This window comes from Actinomycetota bacterium (genome assembly GCA_019347575.1).
Lineage (GTDB): Bacteria > Actinomycetota > Nitriliruptoria > Nitriliruptorales > Nitriliruptoraceae > JAHWKY01.
Map to the genome: position 1 here is coordinate 20892 of JAHWKY010000017.1, position 23146 is coordinate 44037.

The window sequence follows — 23146 nt, forward strand, 5'->3', positions numbered from 1 at the left end:
GTGGCACTCAGCCGGGGTTCGAAGATCTTCCTCGTCATCGGCGTCGTCGTCGTGCTCCTCGTGGGGGGCGGCCTGTACTACGTCAGCTGGCTCCTGCGTGGCGAGTCGGGTCCCGGTGAGCCGGTCGCGGTGCAGGTCAGCTCGGGCGCGACCGCCGCCACCGTGGGGGATCTGCTCCAGGAGGAGGGGGTCGTCCGGTCGGCGCTGGCGTTCCGCCTCGTGGCGCGCAGCCGTGATCTCGACGACAGCCTCCAGGCCGGGACCTACGACCTCGAGACCGGGATGAGCGTGGACGAGGCCATCGACGCCCTGCTCGGAGGCCCACTCGCACGGGAGACGTTCCGGTTCACGGTCCAGGAGGGCTTGACGGTGGAGCAGACCCTCGCGCGGCTCGCCGAGCAGTCGCCCTACGGCGTCGAGGAGTACCGCGCCGTCCTCGACGAGGGCGCGTTGAGTCTCCCGGACTGGGTACCGCCCCTCGATGACTTCGGTCCCGACGTCCGCGAGCCCTACGAGGGTCTGCTGTTCCCTGAGACCTACGAGATGTTCGCCGAGGCGACCCCCCAGGACGTCCTCCAGCGGATGATCGACCAGCTCGGCCAGGTGGTCGACACGATCCCGGAGGAGCAGGTCGAGGCGAAGGCCGCGGCCGGCTACGAGCTCTACGACGGGTTGGTCGCCGCGAGCCTCATCGAGCGCGAGACCCGGATCGACGAGGAACGCCCCGTGGTCGCGGGCGTCATCGCGAACCGGCTCGAGGAGGGGATGCCGCTGCAGATCGACGCGACCTGCCTCTACGCGCTGGGCGAGCATCGGGAACGCGTCCTGCAGGCCGACTGCGAGGTGGAGTCGCCGTACAACACCTACCTGGTCCAGGGTCTGCCTCCGACGCCCATCTCCGGGGTCGGGGCGGCCTCCATCCGGGCGTTCTTCGCCCCCGAGGAGACCGCGTTCCTCTACTACGTGCTGTCGGCGGACTGCTCGGGGCGGCACGAGTTCTCCCGGACCCTCGACGAGCACAACCAGAAGGTCGCGGAGTTCCGCGAGAGCGACTGCGCCCCGTGACGTTGCGCGCGACGGCCTCGACGCGCCTCGTCGCACTCCTGGGGTGGCCCGCGCGTCACTCGGTCAGCCCGGCGATGCACAACGCCGCGTTCGAGGAGCAGGGTCTCGACCTGGTCTACCTGGCCCTGCCGACCCCTCCGGACCGTCTCCGCACGGTCGTCGACGCGCTCGCGGCGGTGGGCGCGGTGGGTGCCAACGTCACCGTGCCGCACAAGGGCACCGTGCTGCGGCTGTGCGACGAGGTCACCGACGAGGCGGAGCTGGTCGGGGCGGTCAACACCCTGGTCTGGACCACGGAGGGGCTGCTGGGGGACAACACCGACGCGCGCGGCCTGCACCAGGTCCTCAGCGAGGAGCTGGGGCTCCGCAGCCGCCTGCGCACGGTGATCCTGGGTACCGGGGGCGGGGCGCGCGCGGTCGCCGTCGCGCTCGGACGCATGGCGGCGGACGTCACCGTCGCCGGCCGGGACGGCGACGCGGCAGCGGACGTCGCCGCGCTGGCGGGAGAGGCCGGAGCGGACGCCTGGTCGAGCACCGCGCTGGCCGACAGCACCGAGGTCGAGCGGGTGGTGGCCGCCGCCGACCTGGTCATCAACGCGACCCCGCTCGGGATGCGCTCGGAGCGGCTTCCCGAGCCGTTCCACGAGCTGCGCAACCACCAGGTCGCCTACGACCTGGTCTACAACCCGCCCGAGACGCCGTTCCTGGCCGATGCGCGGGCAGCAGGAGCCGAGGCGCACCACGGGCTCGGCATGCTGATCGCGCAGGCGGCCCTGTCCTACCGGCGGTGGACGGGGCGTGAGGCTCCGGCCGCCACGCTCTCGGCCGCCGCACTGGCTGCCCTCTCGCCGCGCTAGCGCACCAGTACCCTACCTCGCACAGCAGTTCGCTCGTCGTGTGCTCCCGCTCCTCGAGTACTCAAGCGACGTGGGGACGCTGCCGACGTTGACAACAGGAGCCGGCTCGGGACGGCCTCCGAGGTGTGCGCAGACGCGGACCCCCGGTAGCGGCACCCCGTAGCCGGCAAGGGTCGTGTCGTCACGACCAGAGGAGGATCAGGACATGTCGGACACCAAGGCGCACCGTCTCGCGGCGGCCCTCGACGAGTTCATCCGCAGCTCACCGGACGTCGAGGCTGCGGCGGTGGTCTCGTTCGACGGTCTTCCGATGGCGAGCGCACTGCCGCCCGAGATGGAGGAGGACCGGCTCGGGGCGATGTCCGCCGCCCTGCTCTCGCTCGGGGAACAGGCGGCGATCGGCCTGGGACGCGGTCAGCTGAACCAGGTGTTCGTCGAGGGCGAGCACGGGTTCGTGTTCCTCATGTCGGCCAAGGACGAGGCCGTCCTCGCGGCGGTGGCGCGCCGGACCGCCAAGATCGGCTTCATGCTCTTCGAGATGCGGCGTGCAGCCGCACGCATCGGAGACCTGCTCATGGAAGGACGCGGCGACACGGACGTCTACCCGGATGTGCCGGACACCGCCGCGGAAGCTGCCTGGCAGTGACCGAACCACCTCGCATCGACGACCGCAGCAGGGGGTGACGTGTGCTCGAGGGGACGCTCGAGAGCTTCACCCTGCCGGACATCTTCCAACTGCTCGCCTTCACGAAGAAGACGGGGTGCCTGCACCTCCAGCGTGACAGCGCGACGGGAGAGGTCTACTTCCGCGACGGTCAGGTGTACTTCGCGGTCTCCACGACGGGGCGGATGGCCCTCGGGAAGCGGCTCGTCGGGGCGGGGATGGTCGCGACCGACCAGCTCGAGAGGGCGCTGGAGAAGCAGCAGGACGACGCCTCCCGCGGCCGCGCACTGCGGCTGGGCCAGATCCTCGTCAAGGAGGGCGTGCTCGACGCCGAGACGCTCGAGACGTTCGTCCGCGAGCAGGTCCAGGATGCCGTCTTCGACCTGATGCGGTGGTCGAACGGCAGCTTCCAGTTCGACACCGAGGGCGAGGACGCCGTGATCGACGAGCCGACCGAGCTCGCCGCGTCGGTCGAGAACCTCATCATGGAGGGCTCCCGCCGCCTCGAGGAGTGGCACGCCGTCCGCAAGAAGATCCCGTCGATGGATGCGACCGTGGCCATCGCCCCGTCGCCGACCGAGGCAGGCGTGGAGGTGAGCCTGAAGCCGGAGGAGTGGCGGCTACTCACCCTCGTGGACGGGCGGCGCACGGTCCACGATCTCGTCGAGCTCGCCGGGCAGGGCCAGTTCGCGACCTGCAAGCTGCTGTACGGCATGGTCGGTGCGGGGATGCTCGAGGTGCGCGACGTGGAGACCGAGGGGCCGTCATCGGTCGCTGCCATGCTCCAGCAACAGGATCTGCTGCGCCGCGTCGAGAGCGGTGAGCCGATCGACAGGGCAGTAGCGCCTCCTCGGGGCACGACAGCGACTGTGGTAGGAACCGAGTCGCCGGACGTCGACGAGGAACCCGAGACCTCCGAGGAGCCCGAGGTCGCGGACGTCTCCGACGAGGTCGAGGAGGCCCCGGCTACCGGACCCGAAGCTGCCGACGACTCGGATGTGCAGGTGGACGAGCAGCCCACGGTCGCGACAGCGGACGAACGGCCTGTCACGCCCCAGCCCCTCACCGCGAAGCCCTCCGCTGTGCGCAGCAACGGAGGCGGATCCGAGGAAAGCGAGCGCCTCGGTACCGACCCCACGATCGACGCCGATCTCGTGCGGCGCCTGATCGAGGGCGTCAGGGGGCTGTGATGACGCGACGCACCAGACGCGGCAACCCCCGGACCGTCAAGGTCGTGGTCACCGGGCCGTTCGGGGCGGGCAAGACGACCTTCATCCAGACCATCTCCGAGATCACGGTCCTGTCGACCGAGCGACAGGTCAGCGATCACACGCGCAAGATGAAGGAGCAGACCACCGTCGCGATGGACTTCGGCCGCATCACCGTGGCGGCGGACCTGTCCATCTACCTGTTCGGCACCCCCGGCCAGGAACGCTTCGACTTCATGTGGGAGATCCTCGCCGAGGGCATGCTCGGTTTCGTGCTGATGGTGGACGTGCAGCGGGATGAGTCGCTCGACGAGGCCAGGCGCATCCTCGAGTTCTTCACCGATATCGCCCAGGTGCCCTTCATCGTCGCTGCCAACAAGGTCGAGGGCGACGCCGAAGGGACCGTCGACGAGGTCCGACGACGCCTCGAGATCCCCGATGGCGTGGAGGTCGTCGCGGTTGACGCGCGTGAGCGCGACGATGTCAAGATGGCCCTCGTGACCCTTCTGCACGCGGTCCTGCGTCACCTCAGCGGTGAACCGAGCGAAGCCGCGGCTCCGCTGGCGCAGGAGGCCTGAGGTGCGCCAGCTCGGGCAGATCCTGATCGAGGAAGGGCTGATCAGCGACGAGCAGCTCCGCACCGCGCAGGAGATCCAGCAACAGCACGGTCGGTCGCTGGGGCGGGTGCTCATCGACCGCGGTCACGTCACTGAGCGCGACCTCGTACGCGCACTGGCGACCCAGATCGGCATGGACTTCGTCGACCTGTCCGACGAAGAGGTCGATGCCACAGCGGTGACCGCGATCAGCGAAACCCTCGCTCGGCGCTACAACGCTCTGCCCATCGGCTACGAGAACGGCCGTCTGGTCGTCGCCATGAGCGATCCGGCGAACGTCTTCGCGCTCGACGACATCCGCGCGATCACTGGCCTCGACGTGAAGTCGGTCGTCGCCACCAAGGAGGACATCGCCGACGCCATCAAGCGCTACCACCGGATGTCGGACGAGATCGAGGAGATGGCCCAGGACATGGGCGAGGCCGCCGGTGAGCCTCACGAGCTCGCGGACATCAAGACGGTCACGGACGAGGCTCCGATCGTCAAGTTCGTCAACCTGCTGATCACCCAGGCGGTCAACGACGGGGCGTCGGACATCCATATCGAGCCGGCTGAACGCGATATGCGCGTCCGGTTCCGCATCGACGGCGTCCTGCACGAGATCATGCACTCGCCCAAGAGCATCCAGTCGGGCGTCACCTCGCGCCTCAAGATCATGGCCGAGATCGACATCGCCGAGCGTCGCATCCCCCAGGACGGCCGCATCGGGCTGGTCGTCGGCGGCAAGCAGATCGACCTGCGTGTGTCGACGCTGCCGACGGTGTACGGCGAGAAGCTCGTGATGAGGATCCTGGACAAGACCTCGATCCTGCTCGAGCTGAAGGACCTGGGCTTCCTCGAGGAGAACTACGCCCGCTTCGAGAGCTCGTTCCGCAAGCCCTACGGCATGATCCTGGTCACGGGTCCGACCGGTTCGGGGAAGTCGACCACGCTCTACGCCACCCTGAACGTCATCAACCGTCCCGAGGTCAACATCGTCACGACCGAGGATCCGGTCGAGTACCGCCTCGCCGGCGTCAACCAGGTCCAGGTCAACGTCAAGGCGGGCCTGACGTTCGCCTCGGCACTGCGCTCGATCCTGCGTCAGGACCCCGACATCGTGCTCGTGGGTGAGATGCGTGACCGCGAGACCGCCCACATCGGCATCGAGGCAGCCCTGACGGGCCACCTGGTCCTGTCGACCCTGCACACCAACGACGCGCCCTCAGCGGTGACGAGGCTCACCGAGATGGGCATCGAGCCCTTCCTGGTGGGGTCCGCGATCGACGCGGTCCTCGCCCAGCGTCTGGCGCGACGGCTGTGCAGCAAGTGCAAGGAGCCGTACCGACCCGAGATGGCGACACTCCAGGAAGCCGGTCTGGATGCCGATACCGTCGAACAGAGGCCCGAGGTGTTCCGCGCCGTCGGGTGCAAGGCGTGCGGGAACACCGGCTACAAGGGCCGACTGGCGCTGCACGAGGTGATGAGCGTCACGGAGGACATCGAGCGGCTGACCGTCGAGCGGGCGTCGTCGGAGGAGATCAAACGCGTGGCTATCAGTCAGGGTATGCGTACCCTGAGGGAGGACGGTCTCGCGAAGGTCCTGCTCGGGATGACGACCATCGAAGAGGTCGCTCGCGTCGTCGTCTGACGGCGAGATGCAGTAGGGAGCGCGAAAATGGCACAGGGACTCGGCGAGATCCTCGTCCAGCAGGGAGTGATCGACGAGGGACAGCTCGCGACCGCCACCGAGCACCAGCAGAGCAGCGGCGGGACGCTGGCGAAGTCCTTGATCGAGCTCGGGCTGGCCACCGAGATCGACCTCGTTCGGGCGTTGGCAGCCCGCCTGGGGATGCCCTACGCCGAGGTGTCGGGCGGGGCGGTGGACCCCACAGCGGCCCAGATGGTGTCCCGTGCGCTGGCGGAGGAGCTCGAGGCGCTCCCCGTCAGGTTCGGCGACGGGGACGAGCTCGTCGTCGCCGTGGCTGACCCCAAGAACACCCGTGCCAAGGAGAAGATCGAGGCCGAGACGGGCCTGGCGGTGGTCCTGGCCCTGTCCGCGCGGCGCCAGCTCCACGACGCCATCGCGCACCTCACCATGGACGACGCCGGGCCCCTGCAGGTCGCCGAGGCGCCCTCACGGGCAGCGACGGAGCCGATGGCGCAGCCCGGCGGCCGGATCACCATGGCCGAGGAGCGCCCGACGATCGACCTCGACGAGCTGCTCGTCGCCCTGGTCGAGCGGGGCGGATCCGACCTGCACCTCACCAGCGGCATCCCGCCGACGATCCGGGTCCACGGCGACCTGACGCCGCTGGACGAGTACCCGATGGTCACGCCGGACGAGCTGCGCAAGATGCTGTACTCGATCATGACCCAGAAGCAGCGCGAGAAGTTCGAGAACGAGCTCGAGCTGGACATGTCCTACGCGGTGCCGGGCATGGCCCGCTACCGCGTCAACGTGTTCATGCAGCGCGACTCGGTCGGATCGGTGATGCGTGTCATCCCGTTCGAGATCAAGCCGCTCGACGACCTCGGTGTCCCCAGCCAGGTCTCCAACTTCGCCTACATGCCGCGCGGGTTCGTGCTGGTCACGGGTCCGACCGGCTCCGGCAAGTCGACCACGCTCGCCTCGATGATCGACCTGATCAACACCAACCGCCCGGTGCACATCATGACGGTCGAGGACCCGATCGAGTTCCTCCACCGCCACAAGCGCTCGGTGGTCAACCAGCGCGAGGTCGGCACCGACACCTACAGCTTCGCCGCGGCGCTCAAGCACGTCCTGCGCCAGGACCCGGACGTGATCCTGGTCGGCGAGATGCGTGACCTCGAGACCATCCAGATCGCGCTGACCGCGGCCGAGACCGGCCACCTCGTCTTCGGGACGCTGCACACCCAGGATGCCCCGCAGACGATCGACCGCGTCATCGACGTGTTCCCTCCCCACCAGCAGGAGCAGATCCGCGTGCAGCTCGCCGGGGCGCTCCAGGGCGTCGTGTGTCAGCAGCTGCTGAAGACCTCGGACGGGGCGGGGCGTACGGTCGCCTGCGAGGTCATGGTCGCCACACCCGGTGTCCGCAACCTGATCCGCGAGGGCAAGACCCACCAGATCTACTCCGCCATCCAGGCGGGGGCGAAGCACGGCATGGTCGCGATGGACCAGTCGCTGGCCACGCTCGTCAAGCGTGGCACGGTGACCTACGACGAGGCCGCCGAGAACTGTAGCAACATGAACGAGTTCAACCGCCTCGTCGGGCGCGGGACGAGCTAAGGGAGACCAACCATGGCCAGCAAGTTCAGCTACCAGGTCCGCGACCGTGCCGGCAAGCTCATCTCGGGTGAGCTCGAGGCCGACTCGCAGGGAGCGGTGGCCCAGAAACTGCGCAGCATGGGCTACTCGCCCGTGCGCATCGACCAGGTCAGGGAGTCGAGCCTCCAGAAGGAGCTGACGATCCCCGGCTTCGCCCCCAAGGTGAAGCTCAAGGACCTGGCCATCTTCAGCCGCCAGTTCGCCACGATGATCAACTCCGGCCTGTCGCTGCTGCGCGCCTTGACGATCCTCGCCGAGCAGACCGAGAACAAGGAGCTCGCGCGCATCGTCGACGAGGTCCGCAACCAGGTCGAGGGCGGCCAGTCGCTGTCAGTGGCGATGGCCGAGCACGACGCCTTCCCCAAGCTCTACATCGCCATGGTGCGCGCCGGCGAGACCGCCGGGATGCTCGACCAGGTGCTGCTGCGCATCGCCGACACGCTCGAGAAGGACGTCGCACTGCGCGGGAAGATCAAGGCCGCCCTGACCTACCCCGTGATCGTGTTCATCCTGGCGATCCTGCTGACCGCGGTCATGCTGATCTTCATCGTGCCGGTGTTCGTGGGGATGTTCGAGGACCTCGGCGGTGAGCTGCCGCTGCCGACCAAGGTCCTGATGGCGGCGTCCGACTTCGTCAGCTCACCGATCGGGCTGGTGACCCTGTTCGTGTTGCCCATCGCGGCGTGGCAGGCGTACAAGCGCATCCGCGCCACCGAGCGAGGCAGGTACCAACTCGATCGCATCAAGCTGAGTGCGCCCGTCTTCGGACCGCTGTTCCACAAGATCGCGCTGTCGAGGTTCAGCCGCAACCTCGGGACGCTCCTCAAGGCCGGCGTCCCCATCCTCCAGGCGCTCGAGATCACGGCGGACACGGTCAACAACGGTCCCATCTCCGACGCCGTCAGGGACGTCCAGGAGTCGGTGCGTGAGGGTGAGTCCATCGCGACCCCCCTCGCCGACCACGAGGTCTTCCCGCCCATGGTCGTGCAGATGATCGCGGTGGGGGAGGAGACCGGCGCGGTCGACACGATGCTCGAGAAGATCGCCGAGTTCTACGACCAGGAGGTCGAGTCGACCACCGAGTCGCTGACGGCCCTGATGGAGCCGCTCATGATCGCCGTGCTGGGTGGGATCGTCGGCGCGATGGTCATCGCCCTCTACATGCCGATCTTCAAGGTCATCGACCTGGTCGAGTAGGCCTCTCAGCCCACCAGCTGGGCTAGTGGGCGGCGGTTCTTCACGCTGCGTGTTCACATCTGCCACAGGAGCGGCTCTACGCCCCGCATCGGTCACGCTGCGTCCACGAGATTCCTCCGACGGATCTCTAAAGGTGGAGGCCCTCGGCGACGATGGATTGAGGGACAGGCCGCCGGGTACGTGCCCGGAAGAAGTGGCCGGTCACATACATATCCATACGTACCGAAGGGACCAACATGCTCCGCAAGCTCCGCGAGAGCCTCGACAAGCGCGAAGAGGGCTTCACGCTGATCGAGCTCCTGGTCGTGGTCATCATCATCGGCATCCTGGCCGCGATCGCCATCCCCGTGTTCCTCAACCAGCGCGAGAAGGCGTGGGACTCGGCCGCCAAGTCCGACCTACGCAACGCCGCCGTCATCCAGGAAGGCATCTTCACGGAGACCGGCGCCTACGCAGTGGACCAGGCAGGCCTCGAGTTCCAGGGCTTCAACGTCTCCGACAACATCGTCTTCTCCGTCGTGTCCGCGGGTACCAGCCCGACGGGCTACTGCATGAGCGCGTCGCACACTTCATCCGCGACGGTCTGGACGTACGACAGCGCCGACGGTAAGCCGAAGAACACCGCCTGCGTCAACACCTACTGATCCGTCTCTCTACCAAGTGTGCCGGGTGACCAAGGTCACCCGGCACACTGCTGTTCGTAACAACGTCTGAGGCAGGGGTTTAGGGATGTCCAACGTTCTGGCCACGGCGCTAGCGGCCGTGATCGGCCTGCTGCTCGGCTCGTTCGCGAACGTCGCCATCCACCGCTGGCCGCGGGGCGGCTCGGTCGTCACGCCCCGCGAGTCGTACTGTCCGCACTGCCAGCAGCCGATCCGTGCGCGAGACAACATCCCCGTCGTCTCCTGGCTGCTGCTGCGGCGCCGATGCCGTCACTGCGGTGAGCCCATAGCCGCCCGGTACCCGGCAGTGGAGGGGACCACCGCGCTGCTGTTCACAGCCACGGCGGCCGTGCACGGCGCCACGTGGCTCCTCCCGGCGCTGCTCGTGTTCGTGTGGGCGTTGGTGGTCGCGACCGCCATCGATCTCGAGCACCGCATCATCCCCAACAAGCTCACCTACCGGCTGCCCCTGGCCCTGCTGCCGCTGCTCGTCCTGGCCGCTGCACTCGATGACGCCTGGACCGATCTCCTCCGTGCCCTGGTCGCCGGGCTGGCGTTGCCGACCGCGATGCTGATGATGTCGGAGCTGTTCCGCCTGCTACGTGGGCAGTCCGGCTTCGGGATGGGGGACGTCAAACTCGCAGCGTCCATCGGTCTGGTCGTTGGCTACCTCGGGGGATGGGAACTCGTGGTGTTCTTCTACGGCACCATGGCCGCCGGGGTGGTCATCGTCGGTGCCCTCATCGCGGCGGGGCGGGTCAAACTGGCGTCGCGCATCCCCTTCGGCCCCTACCTCGCGCTGGGGTCACTGGTCGCTGTCCTGGCGGGGGAACCCGCCGCGGGGGTGCTCGAGCGATGGCTCGGGGTCCCGTAGTTGTCCACCACCAGACGTCTCCGAGGTGTGACGGTGCGTGGGACTCAAGTCGACCCGTGTTGTTGCCGACGTACGTTGTTGTTGCGTGCGTGAAGCTTGACGCACGGTGTGGCAGGTGTTACTAATGTGGTGCCGGGCGTCGGGAACGGCGCCGTCCGGATGGGTCGGCGCCCCCAACGGGGCGGATCGGCCCGCAGGCGGAGAGGGCAGACGTGGGCGCGGAGCGGCCGGGCGCGGACCGGCTCCTGACGGTCGCCGAGGTGGCCGCCCTCCTGCGCGTGTCCAACATGACCGTCTACCGGCTGATCAAGGGCGGCACGCTCGCGGCCATCCGGGTGGGCAAGAACTACCGCATCCGCCAGAGCGACCTCGACGCGTACCTCGCGGCCGGGTCGGTCCACGCCGAAGAGGATGAGGGCTGATGGCGAAGAGCGCGGTCGGTCTCGATATCGGCAGCAGCGGCGTGCAGGTGAGCCAGGTCACCGTCACCCGCGGTCAGCCGACCCTCGTCAACTTCGGCGGTGTGGCCCTCCCCGAGGGTGCCGTCCGTGAGGGCGAGATCATCGACGTCTCCGCGGTCAGCGCCGCCGTCAAGCAGCTCATGAGCGACGCCCGCATCAAGGAGAAGAACGCCTGGCTGGGTGTCGCCAACCAGCGCGTCGTCGTGCGCCAGATCGACCTGCCCTACATGGAGGAGCAGGAGCTGCGCGACTCCCTGCGCTTCCAGGTGCAGGAGTACATCCCGATCCCCGTCGAGGACGCCGAACTCGACTACCACCGTCTGGATGAGTACACCGAGGGTGACCAGCGCATGCAGCGCCTGCTCCTCGTTGCCGCCCACCGCGACATGGTGCAGTCCCACATCGCGGCCGCTTCGGACGCCGGGTTGCGTCCCGCCGGTGTCGATCTCAACTCGTTCGCGATCCTCCGAGCGCTGGCCAACGAGCGTTCGGTGTCACAGGGCAGCGAGGTCCTCATCGATATCGGTGCTGGCGTGACCAACATCGTCGTGCACGAGAACGGCACCCCCCGCTTCGTACGGATCCTGGTGCTCGGAGGGTCGGACATCACCGAGGCGCTGGCGTCGGGACTCGGCATCGCCCACGCCGACGCGGAAGCGCTGAAGATCCAGACGGGGCTCAGCGGTGCCGGGGACGAGGGTGCCCGTCGCATCATCGACGACCGCGCCAACCAGTTCGTCGACGAGGCGCGCGGCTCGCTCGACTACTACCAGGCCCAGACCGGCAGTGCCCGTATCGGACGCGTCGTGCTCTCGGGCGGCGGCTCGAAGCTTGCCGGACTACCCGAGCGTCTGGCGAACGCGGTGCGGCTGCCGGTCGAGGTCGGTCGGCCGCTAGACCACCTCCCCGTGAAGGGGACCTCCTACAGCCGCGATGATCTCGCCGACGTCGAACCCATCCTGGCGACCTCCATCGGCCTGGCGCTGGGAGGTGTCGAATGAGCGTTCGCGTCAACCTCCTCCCACGCGAGGTCGAGGAACGCAACGTCGCCCGGCGCCAGCGCGGCCTCCTGGCTGTCGTGGGGCTCGTCGTGGTCGTGTTGCTCGGGCTCCTCTACTGGATGCAGATAGGGCGCGTGAACGACAAGCGGGACGAGCTGGCGCAGGCGGAGCAGTCCCGTGACCAGCTCCAGGCCGAGGTCCAGGCCCTCCAAGCGTTCGCGGACCTCGAGACCGAACTCGCCGCGAAGAACGAACTCATCGCATCCGCGATGGCGCTGGAGATCTCGGTCGCGGGGTTGCTCCAGGATGCAGCGGCCGTCACGCCCTCGGACATGGCGTTCCTCACGCTCTCCGCGACGCTCCAACCGGCCGAGGAGGAGGGGACGAGCTTCGGTCAGGTCACGGCCTCCGCCGAGACGCTGCTCGGCCACGCCCCTGGCGTCGAGCGCGTGCTGCTGTCCTTCGACAAGGTCGCTGCCTTCCGGGAGGTCTTCTTCTCCTCCTCGAGTCTCGATGAGGTCGACATCACGACGTTCACGTTCGACTTCTTCCTCGGACCCGAAGCGCTCACTGGGCGGTACCTGGCGGGACTCCCGGAGGAACTGCGATGAACCGTCAGGCCGTCCTCGTCGCCGTGCTCGTGACCGCCCTCGTCGTTGTCGCGTACTACCTGTTCCTGCTCAAGCCGAAGATGGATGAGGTCGGCGAGGTGGAGGAGGAGATCGCCACGGTCCAGCAGCAAGAAGCGCAGCTGCGCTCCCGTCTGGCCAGTCTCGAAGAGGTCCGCGCACGCGCTCCGGAGATCGAGGCCGCCATCGCCGCGACCACAGCCGTGCTACCGACCGAACCCAACCTGCCCGCTGCGCTCCGACAGTTGCAGCTCGCCGCTGACGAGGCAGGCGCCCGGCTCATCACGGTCGCTCCGGCCCGTCCGGCTCAGGTTGAAGGAGCCGACTTCGGTGTGATCAACGTCAGCGTGAGCGTCGAGGGTGGCTACTTCCAGATCGTGGACTTCTTCCGGAGGGTCGAGGACCCCTCGATCTCGCCCCGCGCGATCCGGTGGCAAACGGTGGCGTTGGCCGTGGCTGAGTACCCGACGCTGACGTTGAGTGCCACTGGTCAGATGTTCGTCGTTGGACCTCCCACGACTGCCGATGACGCCGCCACCGAACCTGCCCCCGGGGCTTCCCCCGGCGTGGTGGAAGAGGGGCAAGCGGAGCTGGAGGGTGACATCGACGCTGAGGTGGAGGACGCCGCATGAGCCGCTTCCACGTCGCCTCGTACCCACTGCGGAGGGCCGCGGTCACCGCCTCGGTGCTCGCTCTCCTCGCCGCTGCGGCCCTGTTCCTCGCACGGCCACTGGTGGGAGGGCCTGACCGCGCCCCGACCTCCTCGCACGCTTCGCCCGTCCTGACGGATGTCGCCGAGGATCGGCTTCAGACCTCCACGTTGGTGGCCCAGGAGGAAGCGCTCCCGATCGAGACGTACGAGATCTTCCTCGTCCGCGACCCCTTCAGCCCCGTGCGTCCCGCCGAGCCGACGACAGGTGGCACCACCGGCGGCGAGACCACGACGACTACTGGGGCCGACACGACCACGACCGGCGACGACACCACGACCGGGGACGACACCACGACCACCGGCGATGACACGACTGGTGACGACACGACGACGGGTGATGGCTGCACGCAGAACGGCGAGGTCGTCTGCGACGGTCGGGTCGTGAGCCTGGTGGACGTGTTCGTCGACGACAGCGGTCGGGCGGTCGCACGGGTACAGGTGGACAACGAACTGTTCGACGTCACCGACGGTGCCGTCTTCGCCACTAACTTCGAGGTCCTCGGCATCGACCCGCCCTGTGTGACCTTGCTCTTCGGCGACGACGCCTTCACGCTCTGCGAGGGCGATCGCGTCCTCAAGTAGCAGTTCGGGCGGGGTAGGCAGCGCCGTGCAATCCTCTGTCGGCGACCCGCTGGTCAACTTCGGGGTTAAGTCGTGAACCCCACGGTCCGATAACGGTTAAGAGCGCGCTGGCGCATGCCTGCACGCGCGTTACAGGAGGCAAGGGTGCTGAGCCGCTTTCGAGTCGCTCGCTTGTGGCGGGAGCGTGACGCCGAGGATGGTCTCTCCCTCATCGAGATGATGATGGCGATCCTCATCCTGTCGGTGGCCATCATGGCCCTGGCGTCCGCGGCTCTCGCGAGCCTCCAGTCCCTGCGGGTCTCACGGGATCGTCAGAACGCAACCCAGCTGGCGTCCTCGGTCATCGAGGATGCGCGGTCGCTCTCGTGGTCGACGATCGCGCTAGACGCAGCCTCCTACACGGGACCGGCGGACTTCGAGGGCGAGCCTGTCCTGACGAGCGCCAGTGGAGGGGTGCCACCGGTGGTCGTGGAGGGACCCCTGACCGCGACGACGTACGTGACCTGGGTCCTGGCACCGGACGGCAGTAACCCCATGAGCGAGAAGCGCGTCACGACCATCGTCACGTGGGATGACCCCGCGGCGGGAGCGCGAACGGTACGCGAAGCCACTCTCGTGGCTGAGGCACGTCGAGGCCTCCCCTTGCCGGCGTTCGCGCTGGATCCGGCGACGCTGTCCGAGACCGGCGCCGAGGGCGAGGTTGTCTGCTTCGACCACTTCCTGACCAACATCGGCGAGAAGGACAGCTACAGCTGGCAGCTCTACGTCACCAACCTCACGGGTGACCTGGTTGCGGGTTCGTTCACCACCCGGTCGGTCGATGAGCCGGGCACCGGCGTCGTGAGCCGGCAAGGCTTCAGCGTTCCGGGCGGACTCCCCGGTGCGAGCTGGTTCGGCTGGGCGCGGATCGGAGACCCGCTCGAGCCGATGACCGATGTCACCGCGGACCTTCGCCCCGATAGCCCCGCCCCTGTGGCGCGTCGAGAGTCGGTGCCACTGACGCTGTGCTACACGCCGCAGGACTCCCTCGGCAACCTGATCGCCCTCGATCCCGAGCCCACCTTCACGGTCAGGGTCCACTCGGCGTTCGACGAGAACGTCCTGCACGACGTCGAGAACTCCATCGTCGCGGCCGGGACCGCCAGCGGCACCTCGCTGTTCCTCCACCATCCGGAGAAGAACGGCGAACCGAACCGGAACCTCTCGCCCCGCCTCTACACGATGAGCACAGCCGGACCGCAGTACACCAACGTCTTGTTGACCTACGACCGCTGTGGCAGCGGTCCCGCGGCCGACCAGGACTGCAACCCGGGCCTGCGTCTGCGACCCGGCAACACGGCCGACGTCGCGATGTGGGATCACCAGTTCACGGCGGCGTCGCAGGTCTCCGACACCGCGAACCTCACCCTCTACGTCACCACCGAGGCCGCGGTGACCGGAAGTCCAGGGCCGGCGACGCTCGTCTTCGACGTGCTGCTCGAGCGCCTCGACGCCTCGCGGAACTTCATCGACACGGTGGCCAGCGGCTCCCTCAGCGTGCCGTTCGACGGCACTTCCCCGGATTGGACCCGCGCGACCGTCTCGCTCCCGGTGACCGCCGGCAGCGTCACCTTCGCGCCGAACGACTTCCTGCGTCTCAGGCTGGCCTGTGCGAGCTCGAGCACGACCAACTGCCACGTGCATTACGACGTCGACGATCCGTCGGACGCTGCCGACCGGCTGATGTCGAACCTGAACATCTCGGTGAGCACGTCGTGAGCGCGGTCCCGGCCCGATACCACGATCAACGCGGGTTCACGCTCGTGGAACTGCTGGTGGTCATGGTGATCCTGGGCGTCGTAGCCGCCGCGACCACGTCCGTGATCATCGCGACACAGCGCTCGAACCAGTTCGGCGACGAACTACGCACGGTGATGGACGATGGCCGGATCTCGCTCGATCGCGTCCGTAAGGAGCTGCGTGCCGGTCGTCGGGTACTCGAGGGTTCGACGCCGTGGATGCTGCGGTGGTGGACCGATCAGAACCAGGACGGGTTGCGTCAGACCTCCGAGACCATCAACTACTGCGTCGCGCCGCTCGGTTCGACGAGCTGCGTCACCAGCGCCGCGACCGGCGAGTTCCAGTTGATCCGGTGGACGGACGCCCAGACCGCCTCCGAGGCCCGCGTGATCGCCCGGACGCTGACCACGACCGAGGTGTTCGGCGGTCTCGAGGCGCCTGTGACCGCCACGCGCGTGGTGACCGTGACGTTCGTCCTCGATGTACAGGACGCTTCTGGCCCGGAGGATCTCACGATGGACGCGACGATAAGGCTGCGCAATGTGGCGTAACTACCACGAGAACGAGGACGGCGTCGCCCTCTTCATGGCACTCCTGGGCGTGATCGTGCTCTCCGGGCTGGCGATCCTGTTCACCTCCCGCGCCATCACTGAGTCCCGCCAGACGGGCAGCGAGCGCGATTTCGAGAACGCGATCCACGTCGCCGAGGCTGGCGTCGACCACGTGATCGTCGACCTGAACGACGACGATGAGCTGGTCACGTCCTTCGGCGGATCACCGCACCACTACGACGCCGACGGCGACGGCGACGCCGACAGCGCTGACCTGACCGCGACACAGGACCAGGAAACGCAGTGGGCTGTCGACGTCGCCCGGACCTCGTGCACGCTCGTGTCAACCCAGTCGGACGGTGAGGCCTGCGGCATTCGGCCGCAGCTGGATGACGGTACGGCCCTCCCGTGGGTCTTCGGGGTCGGCTTCGTCCCCGACCGGGCTAACCCGGTCAAGACGCGGGTGATCAAGATCGAGTGGGACAAGGGCTTCTTCTCGCCCCAACAGGCGATCCTCACCAACGGCAACCTCAACTTCGGCGGCGACATCTGCGGGGTGTCGGCAGACGTGCACTCCAACGGCACCGTGACGCTCTCGGGTGGTGCAGACACCACGTCGTGCGCCGATCCGGACGGCAACGTGACGGGATCGGATGGCTACGTACCCGCCGGTGGCTCCGCCACGGGGCCGGACTCAGGCCACACCCCCGATACGGTCTTCACGCTGCCGCCCATCAGCGCACGCAGCGTCCGTGACGACGAGGTCACGACGCACCAGGACGAGTGGTACGAGCTCTGCTACGACGCATCAGGGGTGGGGACGGTCCGCCGTCCCTACACCGAGGACGGGGCGGGTACCCGCACGATCGTCGCGCCGTGTCAGGGCGACATCCTGTGGACGGAAGGTCAGAGCGCGCACTTCCGGGGTTGGCGGCTCGAAGCCGACAGCGGTAACCCGCCGCGTGGGGCTCCGGAACACTGGCGAGCGGGTGGCGGCGCGTTCACGCTTGAGGACGGCGTCTACTACGTCCACGAACTCAACGCGTCGGTCGAGGGGAACATCTCGGGGACCCCGCAGCTCACCGTTCTGGCCGACGGGAAGGGCGACATCAACCCGGGCGAGCGCCCAGACACGGGCAGCGGCTGCACCTTGAACGGACGCGACGACGGGAACATCTTCGTGACCGGTCTGGGGGGTGGGGACCTCAACCCGCTGCTCAAGGACCTGATGTACCTGGCGGACCGCGATATCGTCATCGCGGGTAACTCGTCCTCGGAGATCAACGGCGTCCTCGCGGCTCACGAGCAGATCGATGCCGGCGGTACCGCCGCGTACACCGGCGCGCTACTGGCCGAGGACGCCTGCAACACCTCGAGCTTCGGCTCACCGGTCGACGTCAACTCGGTGGGGGGCAACTTCCAGCTGACGCACAATGGCGACCTGCTGCTGCCGCTCGATTCGGTCGTCCGGATCACCGCCTGGAACGAGATCTGAGCCTCCGTAGACCGTAGGTGGTAGGCGGTGCGCGTGGCCGCGTCGGTAGGCTCGTCGGCCGACCGCGGCGAGGACATGTGTGGGCCGACTCCGGTACCTGACGGCGGGTGAATCGCACGGTCCGGCGCTGACGGCTGTCTGCGAGGGTCTACCCGCCGGGCTGGCGGTCTCCACCGACGAGCTCGCTCGTCAGCTCGCGCGGCGCCGGATGGGCTACGGGCGCAGCCCGCGGATGGACTTCGAGGTCGACCGGCTCGAGGTGCTGGGCGGTGTGCGACACGGTCGGACGCTGGGTTCGCCGGTCAGCATCGTCATCCACAACACCGAGTGGCCCAAGTGGGAGCAGGCGATGGCGCCGGAGGCTCCCGACGATCCCGACGCGGTGCTCGCGACCGGTCGCGGCGCCCCGCTGACCCGCCCGCGCCCCGGCCACGCCGACCTCGCAGCCTCGCTCAAGTACGGCTACGACGACGTCCGCGATGCGCTGGAGCGCGCGAGTGCGAGGGAGACCGCGGCCCGGGTCGTCGTCGGGACGCTCGCGCGAACGTTGCTGGCCGAGGTCGGGATCGCGATCGTCAGCCACGTCATCTCGATCGGCGACGCGACGGTCACCGACGAGCACCGCGTCCCGGGACCGGATGAGCTGGACGCCGTCGACGAGAGTCCGGTCCGCACCCTCGACCGCGGGGGCGAGGAGCGCATGATCGCCGCGATCGACGCGGCGGTCGCGGACCGCGACACCCTGGGCGGGGTCATCGAGGTCATCGCCTACGGCGCCCCACCGGGTCTCGGCAGCCACGTCCACTGGGACCGTAAGCTCGACACGCGCCTCGCCGCCGCCTGCATGAGCGTGCAGGCGATGAAGGGCGTCGAGATCGGCGACGGGTTCCGCACCGCCGCGCGCCCCGGCTCGCGAGCGCACGACGAGATCGAGTACCGCGACGGCGGGTTCACGCGCACGACCAACCGCGCTGGGGGAACGGAGGCCGGCATCACCACCGGCGAGGCGATCGTCGTACGGGTGGCGATGAAGCCGCTGTCGTCGCTCCCACGCCCGCTGAAGACGGTCGACATCTCCACCAAGGAACCGGCCGAGGCCATCACCCAACGCTCCGACGCCTGCGCCGTCCCGCGCGCAGGGGTCGTGCTCGAGGCCGTCGTCGCGTACGAGCTGGCGGATGCGCTGCTGGAGAAGACCGGCGGCGACACCGTCGCCGAGGTCACGCGCAACCTCGCGTCGTTCCTCGAGGAAGTCGCGGCCCGGTGACACGGAACATCGCGTTGACGGGGATGATGGGCAGCGGGAAGACGACAGTGGCCGACCTCGTGGCGTCTCGGATCGGACGCGAGGTGATCGACACCGATGCGGAGGTCGAGGCAGCGGCGGGGCGCAGCATCAGCGAGATCTTCGCGACGGAGGGCGAGTCGAGGTTCCGCGAGCTCGAGCGTGACCTGGTCGCCGAGGCGTGCATCCGAACCGACGTGGTGATCGCGCTCGGCGGGGGCGCCGTGCTCGATGACCGCAACGTCGAGATGCTGCGCAAGAGCGCCTGGATCGTGCTGCTCGACGCCCCGGTCGAGGTGCTCGCCGAGCGCGTCGCCAACGCGACAGGTCGGCCGCTGCTGCATGCCGGCGCGGCGCTCGCGGACATCTGGGAGGAGCGCGAGGCGCGTTACCGCTCGACCGCTGATGCGACGGTCGATGCCACCGCCCCGCCCCCCGAGGTCGCGATGGCGGTGCTCGACGCGGCCGTCGCCGCCGGCGACGTGCTGTCGGACGCCGAGCGCGCGGCACTACCCTGAGGGCCGCCCCGTCCGTTCCCGAGCAGGCGTCGCGTCCGTGAGCATCGTCCGGGTCGAGCTCGGGGAGCGCTCCTACCAGGTCCTGGTGGGACGCGACCTGCTGGCGGGACTGGACGAGCTCGCGATCCTGCCGGCTTCGGCACGCCGGGCGGCGATCGTCACCCAGGAGCCGAGCGCGGAGCACCACCTCGAACCGGTGCTCGGGAGCCTGGTCAGAGCGGGTCTGGAGGTCCGCACGCACCAGGTTCCGGACGGCGAGGGGGCCAAGACCCCCGACATCTGCGTTGGCCTGTGGCTGGCGCTGGCCGAGTGGCCCCTCGGCCGTGACGACGTCATCGTCGCGCTGGGGGGCGGCGTCGTCGGGGATCTCGCCGGGTTCATCGCCGCGACGTGGCACCGTGGCATCGCCCTCGTGCACCTCCCCACGACGCTGCTCGCCCAGGTCGACGCCGCCATCGGAGGCAAGGCCGCGATCAACCTCGCGCTGGGCAAGAACCTCGTGGGCGCCTTCCACCAGCCGATCGCGGTCGTCGCGGACGTCTCGACCCTCCAGACCCTCGCGCCCCGCACCCTCATCGAGGGCTTGGGTGAGGTCGTCAAGTACGGGCTCATCCGGGACCCCTCCATCCTCGACACGTGCGAGCAGCAGGCCGACGCGGTCACCGCCGGCGAACCTCACGTGCTCCAGGACCTCGTCGAGCGTTCCGCGGCCGTCAAGGCCGCCGTCGTCGCCGCGGATGAGCGCGAGTCGGGCGAGCGTGCCCACCTCAACCTCGGCCACACGTACGGGCACGCCCTCGAGGCGGTGACCGAGTACCACGGGCTGCTGCACGGTGAGGCCGTGTCCATCGGGACGGTGTTGGCTCTCCGGCTCGGTGTCCGGCTCGGCATCACGCCGCCCGAGATCGCGCAGCGGGGGGAGGCTCTGCTCGAGCGGCTCGGGCTACCGGTCCGCGCCCCGGCCCTCGACCGTGCCGACATCTGGGCGGCGATGCTCCGTGACAAGAAGGCGGACGAGGACGTGCGCTTCGTGCTGCTCGCGGACGTCGCGCAGCCGGTGCTCGTGACACCCCCGGTCGACGCGGTCGACGCCGTCCTGGACGAGGTGGAGATGACGCTGTGAAGATCCTGCTCCTGCACGGCCCCAACCTCAGCCAGCTCGGCAGCCGCGATCCCGAGCAGTACGGCAGGCTGACGTTGGACGAGCTGGTGGCGACCGCGACCGACGAGGCTGCGAGCGTCGACGCCGAGCTCGAGCACGCCGCGTTCGAGTCCGAGGGCGACCTCGTCACCCGGGTCCACGCTGCGCGGTCCGACGGCAGCGAGGCCGTGATCATCAACCCGGGTGCGCTGACCCACTACAGCTATGCGCTGCGCGACGCGATCGACGTGCTCGACGTGCCGTGCATCGAGGTGCACCTGTCGAACGTCCACGCGCGCGAGGACTTCCGCCGCCGGTCCGTCGTCGCGGCGGCGTGCGCCGGATCGGTCGCGGGGTTCGGGGCGCTGGGCTACCGGTTGGCCGTGAGAGCGGCGGCTGACCTGGCACGCGCATGAGGGGAGCACGCCGCGACCGCCTGCGGGCGCGCTTCGAGGACGTGGAGGTGGACGCGCTCGTCGTCACCGATCTCGTCAACGTGCGCTACCTGACCGGGTTCACCGGCTCCAACGGTCGACTGGTCGTCGGACCCAGCGCCGACGCTGACGTGCTGATCACCGACGGCCGCTACGAGACCCAGGCCGCCGCCGAGGTAGGTGAGCTCCGTGTCGTCGTCGTTAGCTCTCGTGGCGTGGTCGACGAGACGGTCGAAGCGGTGCAGAGCGTGCAGCGGTGTGGGTTCGAGGCGGGGACCTTGCCCTGGCAGGCGGCCGAGGACCTGCGCGAGTCGTTGGCCGAGGAAGAGGTCGAGGCGGTCGCGGTCGAGGACGAGGTCGAGGAGCTGCGTCAGGTCAAGGACGAGGCCGAGATCGCCACCCTCCGGGCAGCGTGTGCCGTCACGGTGGACGCGCTGACGGCGACCCTCGAGCGCGTCGACGTCGGCATCACCGAGCGCCGCTTCGCCTTGTGGCTCGAGGCGGCCATGCTCGAACGTGGCGCGGAGGACCGGGCGTTCCACACCATCGTCGCGTCTGGCCCCAACTCCGCCATCCCGCACCACCGCGCTGGCGAGCGTCCCTTCGCGAAAGGGGACCTGGTGAAGGTGGACTTCGGGGCGCGGCTGGACGGCTACCACGCGGACTGCACGCGCACGTTCGCGCTCGGCGATCCGCTACCCGAGCTGGTCGACGTCCACGCGATCGTCGTCCGCGCCCAAGCGGCGGCCGTGGCCGCCGTCGTTGACGGCGTCGAGTCCAAGGCGGTCGACGCCGCCTGCCGCGACATCATCGAGGAGGCGGGCTACGGCGAACGCTTCGTCCACGGCACCGGGCACGGTGTGGGCCTAGCTATCCACGAGGCCCCGCTCCTGGGCTCCGAGGCGACTGGTACGCTCAGGCGTGGCATGACGATCACCGTCGAGCCGGGCATCTACCTCCCCGGTCTCGGCGGGGTCCGGATCGAGGACACGGTCGTCGTCGCCGACGACGGACCGCCCGAGGTCCTCACCGCGACCCCACCCGATCTGCCGCGCGACCTGCTCGTCCTCTGACGCGTCGCGCCGATGCCCTGAAGGGACACCGATGGTCTCGACCAACAACCTCAAGAACGGCATGACCCTGATCGTCGACGACAACCTGATGCAGGTGGTCGAGTTCCAGCACGTCAAGCCGGGCAAGGGCGGGGCGTTCGTGCGCACCAAGCTACGCAACGTCGAGAGCGGCAAGGTCCTCGACAAGACCTTCCGCGCGGGCGAGGACGTGCCTCAGGCGATCATCCAGAAGAAGGAACTGCAGTACCTGTACAACGACGGGCAGCACCTCGTCTTCATGGACACCACCACGTACGAGCAGACCCACGTCGCGGCGGATGCCATCGGGGACAGCGCGCGGTGGATCAAGGAGTCCGACACCATCGAGGTGCTCGACTACGAAGGCCGGATCGTCGGGGTCGAGTTACCGGCGTCGGTGACCCTCGAGGTGACCCAGACCGAACCCGGCGTCGCCGGCAACACGGTGCAGAACGCCACGAAACCGGCGACGCTCGAGACCGGCGTGGTCGTGCAGGTACCGCTGTTCATCAACGAGGGCGAGCGCATCAGGGTCGACACCCGCAGCGGCGAGTACCAGTCGCGGGCGTGACCGACACCCCCGGGCAGCGACCTCACACGTTCCAACCAGCGGTCGCCCGTCGGCGCGCGCTCGACGTGCTGTTCGAGGCAGACGTCCGGCGCGAGCACCCCGTCGACACGCTCCAGCGGTTCCGAAGTGATGAGGATCCTGCGCTCGACCCGTTCGGTCGCGACCTCGTGCGGGGCGTCGGTGAGCACCTCGCCGAGCTCGACGAGATCATCGGCCGGCACTCGCGAAGCTGGAAGGTCCCGCGCATGCCAGCGGTCGACCGCACCATCCTGCGCATCGCCACCTACGAGCTCATCCACCACGCGGGTACACCGGCCGCGGTGGTCATCGACGAGGCCATCGAGGCGGCCAAGGCGCTGTCGACCGACGACTCGCCACGGTTCATCAACGGTGTCCTGGAGGCGATCCGGGGCGAGGTTCGGGGCGGCTGACGGAAACGCGCGTGGAGGCGTGTTGTCGT

General features: G+C 68.7%; 25 protein-coding genes. All 25 read left to right on the top strand.

Annotated elements, in window-relative coordinates; genetic code table 11:
- On the top strand, positions 1–1065 hold the full coding sequence (gene mltG / locus KY469_12730) for an endolytic transglycosylase MltG (protein MBW3663959.1): 1065 nt from the start codon (positions 1–3) through the stop codon (positions 1063–1065).
- Positions 1062–1922, top strand: coding sequence for a shikimate dehydrogenase (gene aroE, locus KY469_12735; GenBank protein ID MBW3663960.1), 861 nt, complete (start codon positions 1062–1064; stop codon positions 1920–1922). The genes mltG and aroE overlap by 4 nt, the downstream gene beginning before the upstream one ends.
- A gap of 205 nt (positions 1923–2127) precedes the next feature.
- Positions 2128–2568, top strand: a complete 441-nt coding sequence (locus KY469_12740; GenBank protein MBW3663961.1) for a roadblock/LC7 domain-containing protein — start codon at positions 2128–2130, stop codon at positions 2566–2568.
- Between the two features lie 41 nt (positions 2569–2609).
- Entirely contained in the window at positions 2610–3776 is a 1167-nt protein-coding gene (locus tag KY469_12745) for a DUF4388 domain-containing protein (protein ID MBW3663962.1), read from the top strand.
- Complete coding sequence (locus KY469_12750; protein ID MBW3663963.1) at positions 3776–4372, top strand: ATP/GTP-binding protein; 597 nt, start codon at positions 3776–3778, stop codon at positions 4370–4372. The genes KY469_12745 and KY469_12750 overlap by 1 nt, the downstream gene beginning before the upstream one ends.
- A gap of 1 nt (position 4373) precedes the next feature.
- Complete coding sequence (pilB, locus tag KY469_12755) at positions 4374–6041, top strand: type IV-A pilus assembly ATPase PilB (GenBank protein MBW3663964.1); 1668 nt, start codon at positions 4374–4376, stop codon at positions 6039–6041.
- Positions 6042–6068: 27 nt separating this feature from the next.
- Entirely contained in the window at positions 6069–7664 is a 1596-nt protein-coding gene (locus tag KY469_12760; protein MBW3663965.1) for a PilT/PilU family type 4a pilus ATPase, read from the top strand.
- A gap of 12 nt (positions 7665–7676) precedes the next feature.
- Entirely contained in the window at positions 7677–8900 is a 1224-nt protein-coding gene (locus KY469_12765; protein ID MBW3663966.1) for a type II secretion system F family protein, read from the top strand.
- Between the two features lie 236 nt (positions 8901–9136).
- Entirely contained in the window at positions 9137–9544 is a 408-nt protein-coding gene (locus tag KY469_12770; protein ID MBW3663967.1) for a prepilin-type N-terminal cleavage/methylation domain-containing protein, read from the top strand.
- 85 nt (positions 9545–9629) lie between these two features.
- The gene (locus KY469_12775; protein ID MBW3663968.1) at positions 9630–10436 is read left to right on the top strand and encodes a prepilin peptidase; all 807 of its coding nucleotides are present in this window, start codon (positions 9630–9632) and stop codon (positions 10434–10436) included.
- A 185-nt stretch (positions 10437–10621) separates the two neighbouring features.
- Positions 10622–10858 (top strand): helix-turn-helix domain-containing protein, encoded by a 237-nt coding sequence (locus KY469_12780; GenBank protein MBW3663969.1) that lies wholly within the window; start codon positions 10622–10624, stop codon positions 10856–10858.
- Positions 10858–11898: a type IV pilus assembly protein PilM gene (gene pilM, locus KY469_12785; protein ID MBW3663970.1), complete on the top strand. Its 1041-nt coding sequence runs from the start codon at positions 10858–10860 to the stop codon at positions 11896–11898. Before KY469_12780 ends, pilM begins: the two co-directional genes overlap by 1 nt.
- Positions 11895–12509 (top strand): hypothetical protein, encoded by a 615-nt coding sequence (locus KY469_12790; GenBank protein MBW3663971.1) that lies wholly within the window; start codon positions 11895–11897, stop codon positions 12507–12509. The genes pilM and KY469_12790 overlap by 4 nt, the downstream gene beginning before the upstream one ends.
- On the top strand, positions 12506–13159 hold the full coding sequence (pilO, locus tag KY469_12795) for a type 4a pilus biogenesis protein PilO (protein MBW3663972.1): 654 nt from the start codon (positions 12506–12508) through the stop codon (positions 13157–13159). The genes KY469_12790 and pilO overlap by 4 nt, the downstream gene beginning before the upstream one ends.
- Positions 13156–13821, top strand: a complete 666-nt coding sequence (locus KY469_12800) for a hypothetical protein (GenBank protein ID MBW3663973.1) — start codon at positions 13156–13158, stop codon at positions 13819–13821. The genes pilO and KY469_12800 overlap by 4 nt, the downstream gene beginning before the upstream one ends.
- Positions 13822–13965: 144 nt before the next feature.
- Positions 13966–15579: a prepilin-type N-terminal cleavage/methylation domain-containing protein gene (locus KY469_12805; protein ID MBW3663974.1), complete on the top strand. Its 1614-nt coding sequence runs from the start codon at positions 13966–13968 to the stop codon at positions 15577–15579.
- A complete protein-coding gene (locus tag KY469_12810) occupies positions 15576–16151 on the top strand; it encodes a prepilin-type N-terminal cleavage/methylation domain-containing protein (protein MBW3663975.1) in 576 nt (191 codons plus the stop codon). The genes KY469_12805 and KY469_12810 overlap by 4 nt, the downstream gene beginning before the upstream one ends.
- Positions 16141–17646: a hypothetical protein gene (locus KY469_12815; GenBank protein MBW3663976.1), complete on the top strand. Its 1506-nt coding sequence runs from the start codon at positions 16141–16143 to the stop codon at positions 17644–17646. The genes KY469_12810 and KY469_12815 overlap by 11 nt, the downstream gene beginning before the upstream one ends.
- 79 nt (positions 17647–17725) lie before the next feature.
- A complete protein-coding gene (aroC, locus tag KY469_12820) occupies positions 17726–18913 on the top strand; it encodes a chorismate synthase (protein ID MBW3663977.1) in 1188 nt (395 codons plus the stop codon).
- Positions 18914–18936: 23 nt separating this feature from the next.
- Positions 18937–19449: a shikimate kinase gene (locus KY469_12825; GenBank protein ID MBW3663978.1), complete on the top strand. Its 513-nt coding sequence runs from the start codon at positions 18937–18939 to the stop codon at positions 19447–19449.
- A gap of 37 nt (positions 19450–19486) precedes the next feature.
- Entirely contained in the window at positions 19487–20572 is a 1086-nt protein-coding gene (gene aroB, locus KY469_12830; protein MBW3663979.1) for a 3-dehydroquinate synthase, read from the top strand.
- Positions 20569–21006: a type II 3-dehydroquinate dehydratase gene (gene aroQ, locus KY469_12835; protein ID MBW3663980.1), complete on the top strand. Its 438-nt coding sequence runs from the start codon at positions 20569–20571 to the stop codon at positions 21004–21006. The genes aroB and aroQ overlap by 4 nt, the downstream gene beginning before the upstream one ends.
- Complete coding sequence (locus KY469_12840) at positions 21003–22097, top strand: Xaa-Pro peptidase family protein (GenBank protein MBW3663981.1); 1095 nt, start codon at positions 21003–21005, stop codon at positions 22095–22097. The genes aroQ and KY469_12840 overlap by 4 nt, the downstream gene beginning before the upstream one ends.
- 31 nt (positions 22098–22128) lie before the next feature.
- The gene (efp, locus tag KY469_12845; GenBank protein ID MBW3663982.1) at positions 22129–22686 is read left to right on the top strand and encodes an elongation factor P; all 558 of its coding nucleotides are present in this window, start codon (positions 22129–22131) and stop codon (positions 22684–22686) included.
- Positions 22683–23117 (top strand): transcription antitermination factor NusB, encoded by a 435-nt coding sequence (nusB, locus tag KY469_12850; GenBank protein MBW3663983.1) that lies wholly within the window; start codon positions 22683–22685, stop codon positions 23115–23117. Before efp ends, nusB begins: the two co-directional genes overlap by 4 nt.
- Positions 23118–23146 lie beyond the last annotated feature (29 nt).

Bases quoted from the DNA above. Each gene is read 5' to 3' on its own strand.
- KY469_12740 (MBW3663961.1), top strand. From the start codon at position 2,128: ATGTCGGACACCAAGGCGCACCGTCTCGCGGCGGCCCTCGACGAGTTC.
- KY469_12750 (MBW3663963.1), top strand. From the start codon at position 3,776: ATGACGCGACGCACCAGACGCGGCAACCCCCGGACCGTCAAGGTCGTG.
- KY469_12760 (MBW3663965.1), top strand. From the start codon at position 6,069: ATGGCACAGGGACTCGGCGAGATCCTCGTCCAGCAGGGAGTGATCGAC.
- KY469_12765 (MBW3663966.1), top strand. From the start codon at position 7,677: ATGGCCAGCAAGTTCAGCTACCAGGTCCGCGACCGTGCCGGCAAGCTC.
- KY469_12770 (MBW3663967.1), top strand. From the start codon at position 9,137: ATGCTCCGCAAGCTCCGCGAGAGCCTCGACAAGCGCGAAGAGGGCTTC.
- KY469_12775 (MBW3663968.1), top strand. From the start codon at position 9,630: ATGTCCAACGTTCTGGCCACGGCGCTAGCGGCCGTGATCGGCCTGCTG.
- pilM (MBW3663970.1), top strand. From the start codon at position 10,858: ATGGCGAAGAGCGCGGTCGGTCTCGATATCGGCAGCAGCGGCGTGCAG.
- KY469_12790 (MBW3663971.1), top strand. From the start codon at position 11,895: ATGAGCGTTCGCGTCAACCTCCTCCCACGCGAGGTCGAGGAACGCAAC.
- pilO (MBW3663972.1), top strand. From the start codon at position 12,506: ATGAACCGTCAGGCCGTCCTCGTCGCCGTGCTCGTGACCGCCCTCGTC.
- KY469_12800 (MBW3663973.1), top strand. From the start codon at position 13,156: ATGAGCCGCTTCCACGTCGCCTCGTACCCACTGCGGAGGGCCGCGGTC.
- KY469_12815 (MBW3663976.1), top strand. From the start codon at position 16,141: ATGTGGCGTAACTACCACGAGAACGAGGACGGCGTCGCCCTCTTCATG.
- KY469_12825 (MBW3663978.1), top strand. From the start codon at position 18,937: ATGATGGGCAGCGGGAAGACGACAGTGGCCGACCTCGTGGCGTCTCGG.
- KY469_12840 (MBW3663981.1), top strand. From the start codon at position 21,003: ATGAGGGGAGCACGCCGCGACCGCCTGCGGGCGCGCTTCGAGGACGTG.
- efp (MBW3663982.1), top strand. From the start codon at position 22,129: ATGGTCTCGACCAACAACCTCAAGAACGGCATGACCCTGATCGTCGAC.